This is a genomic window from Actinosynnema sp. NPDC004786, assembly GCF_053601135.1.
Genome location: NZ_JBSGBG010000107.1, coordinates 1 through 3,028, shown reverse-complemented (window position 1 = coordinate 3,028; position 3,028 = coordinate 1). Strand labels below are relative to the sequence as shown.

Sequence of the window (3,028 nt, the reverse complement as noted above, 5' to 3'; positions counted from 1 at the left end):
GCCGACCTCGGGCACCACGCTGTGCGGCCGGCGACGGGTCACACGAGCGGCCGGTCGGTGGGGTCGATCGGCCTCGGCAGGACGGCCCTCCCGGTCAGGTAGGCGTCCACGCCGGCGGCGGCCGAGCGGCCCTCCGCGATCGCCCACACGATCAGCGACTGGCCGCGGCCCATGTCGCCGGCCACGAACACGCCGTCCACGGACGTGGCGAACCGGTCGTCGCGGGCCACGTTGCCGCGCGCGTCCAGGTCCACGCCCAGCTCGGTGAGCAGGCCGTCCTTCTCCGGGCCGACGAAGCCCATGGCCAACGTCACCAGCTGCGCCGGGATCTCCCGCTCGGTGCCGGGCACCGGCTCGAACCGCCCGCCGGACGCCTCGACCTCGACCAGCTTCAACGCCCGCACGGCGCCCCGGTCGTCGCCCAGGAACTCCACCGTGGACACGGAGTACAGCCGCTCGCCGCCCTCCTCGTGCGCCGACGACACCCGGTACAGCATCGGGTAGGTCGGCCACGGGTGGGTCTCGGCGCGCTTCTCCGGCGGCCGGGGCATGATCTCCAGCTGCGTCACCGACAGCGCGCCCTGCCGGTGGGCCGTGCCCACGCAGTCCGCGCCGGTGTCGCCGCCGCCGATGACGACGACGTGCTTGCCCTCGGCCGTGATGGGCGGCGCGTCCAGCTCGCCGCGCGCCACCCGGTTCGCCCACGGCAGGTACTCCATCGCCTGGTGCACCCCGGACAGCTCCCGGCCCGGCACGGGCAGGTCGCGCCACGCCGTCGCGCCGCCCGCCAGCACCACCGCGTCGTAGGACTCGCGCAGCTCCTCGACGGTGATGTCCACGCCGACGTTCACGCCCGTGCGGAACCGCGTCCCCTCGGCGCGCATCTGGTCCAGCCGGCGGTCGAGCCGCCACTTCTCCATCTTGAACTCGGGGATGCCGTAGCGCAGCAGCCCGCCGATGGCGTCCGCCCGCTCCAGCACCGTCACGTCGTGGCCGGCGCGGGTCAGCTGCTGCGCGGCGGCCAGGCCCGCGGGCCCGGAGCCCACCACGGCCACCGAACGCCCGGTGCGCGTGACGGGCAGCTGGGGCGTCACCCAGCCCTCGTCCCACGCCCGGTCGATGATGGAGATCTCCACCCGCTTGATGGTGACGGGATCGCCGTTGATCCCCACCACGCACGCGGCCTCGCACGGCGCCGGGCACAACGTCCCGGTGAACTCCGGGAAGTTGTTGGTGGCGTGCAGCCGTTCCGCGGCCGGCCGCCAGTCCTGCGTCCACACCAGGTTGTTCCAGTCGGGGATCAGGTTCCCCAGCGGGCAGCCCTGGTGGCAGAACGGGACGCCGCAGTCCATGCACCGGCCGGCCTGCTTCTCCAGCCGGGGCCGCTCGAACTCCTCGTACACCTCGCGCCAGTCGCGCAGGCGCAGGAAGACGGGGCGGCTGCGGGGTGTCTCCCGCTCGGTGGTGAGGAAACCGCGGGGGTCAGCCATGAGACGCCTCCATGATCGCTTCGTTGACGTCCCGGCCCTCCAGCTCGGCCCGGGCCTGGGCGGCCAGCACCCGCTTGTAGTCCTTCGGCATGACCTTGGTGAAGCGGTCCACCGCGAGGTCCCAGTCGGCCAGCAGCGCGTGCGCCACCGCCGAGTCGGTCTCCAGGTAGTGCTTCTCCACCACGCGCCGCAGGAACTCGCGGTCCGCCTCGTCCAACGAGTCCAGGTCCACCATCTCCGGGTTGACCCGCGGCACGGACGCGTCCAGCACGTAGGCGATGCCGCCGGACATGCCCGCCGCGAAGTTGCGCCCGGTCGGCCCGAGCACGACCACGCGACCGCCGGTCATGTACTCGCAGCCGTGGTCGCCCACGCCCTCGACGACGGCCAGCACGCCCGAGTTGCGCACGCAGAACCGCTCGCCGACCTTGCCGCGCAGGAAGATCTCCCCGCCGGTCGCGCCGTAGCCGATCACGTTGCCCGCGATGATGTGCTGCTCCGCGGCGAACTGCGCGTCCGGCACCGGCCGCACGATGACCCGCCCGCCGGACAGGCCCTTGGCCACGTAGTCGTTCGCGTCGCCCACGAGCCGCAGCGTGATGCCGCGCGGCACGAACGCGCCGAACGACTGCCCGGCCGTGCCGGTGAACGTGATGTCGATCGTGTCGTCGGGCAGGCCCTCGCCGCCCCACCGCCTGGTCACCTCGGAGCCGAGCATGGTGCCGACGGTGCGGTTGACGTTGCGCACCGGCAGCTCCAGCCGGACCCGGTCACCCGAGGCGATCGCGCCCTCCGCGAGCTGGATCAGCGTGTTGTCCAACGCCTTGTCCAGCCCGTGGTCCTGGGTGACGACCTGGTGCCGGGCCGCGCCCTCGGGCAGCTCGGGCACGTGGAAGATCGGCGACAGGTCGAGCCCGGACGCCTTCCAGTGGTCCACCGCGGCCCGCGTGTCGAGCAGGTCGGCGTGCCCGACGGCCTCGGCCAGGGTGCGGAAACCGAGCTGCGCCAACAGCTCCCGCACCTCCTGCGCGACGAACTCGAAGAAGTTCACCACGTACTCGGCCTTGCCCGCGAACCTCGACCGCAGCACGGGGTTCTGCGTGGCCACGCCCACCGGGCAGGTGTCCAGGTGGCAGACCCGCATCATGATGCAGCCCGACACCACCATGGGCGCGGTGGCGAAGCCGAACTCCTCCGCGCCGAGCAGCGCCGCGATCACCACGTCCCGCCCGGTCTTGAGCTGGCCGTCGGCCTGCACCACGATCCGGTCGCGCAACCGGTTGGCCAGCAGCGTCTGCTGCGTCTCGGCCAGGCCCAGCTCCCACGGGCCGCCCGCGTGCTTGATGGACGACAGCGGGGACGCGCCGGTGCCGCCGTCGTGGCCGGAGATCAGCACCACGTCCGCGTGCGCCTTGGACACGCCCGCCGCGACCGTGCCGACGCCGACCTCGGAGACGAGCTTCACGTGGATGCGCGCCGCCGGGTTGGCGTTCTTCAGGTCGTGGATGAGCTGCGCCAGGTCCTCGATCGAGTAGATG

2 protein-coding genes are annotated in these 3,028 nt (G+C 72.9%); both read right to left on the bottom strand.

The features are described from left to right. Nucleotides 1-38 precede the first annotated feature (38 nt). Entirely contained in the window at nucleotides 39-1,490 is a 1,452-nt protein-coding gene (locus tag ACWEFJ_RS39145) for a glutamate synthase subunit beta (RefSeq protein WP_449716907.1), read from the bottom strand. Beyond that, nucleotides 1,483-3,028 (bottom strand): GltB/FmdC/FwdC-like GXGXG domain-containing protein (locus ACWEFJ_RS39140; RefSeq protein WP_449716906.1); only part of this gene is annotated, 1,546 nt, incomplete at its 5' end. The genes ACWEFJ_RS39145 and ACWEFJ_RS39140, both read right to left, overlap by 8 nt.

Excerpts from the sequence above, each read along its gene's own strand:
- ACWEFJ_RS39145 (WP_449716907.1), bottom strand. The coding sequence starts at position 1,490 with ATGGCTGACCCCCGCGGTTTCCTCACCACCGAGCGGGAGACACCCCGC.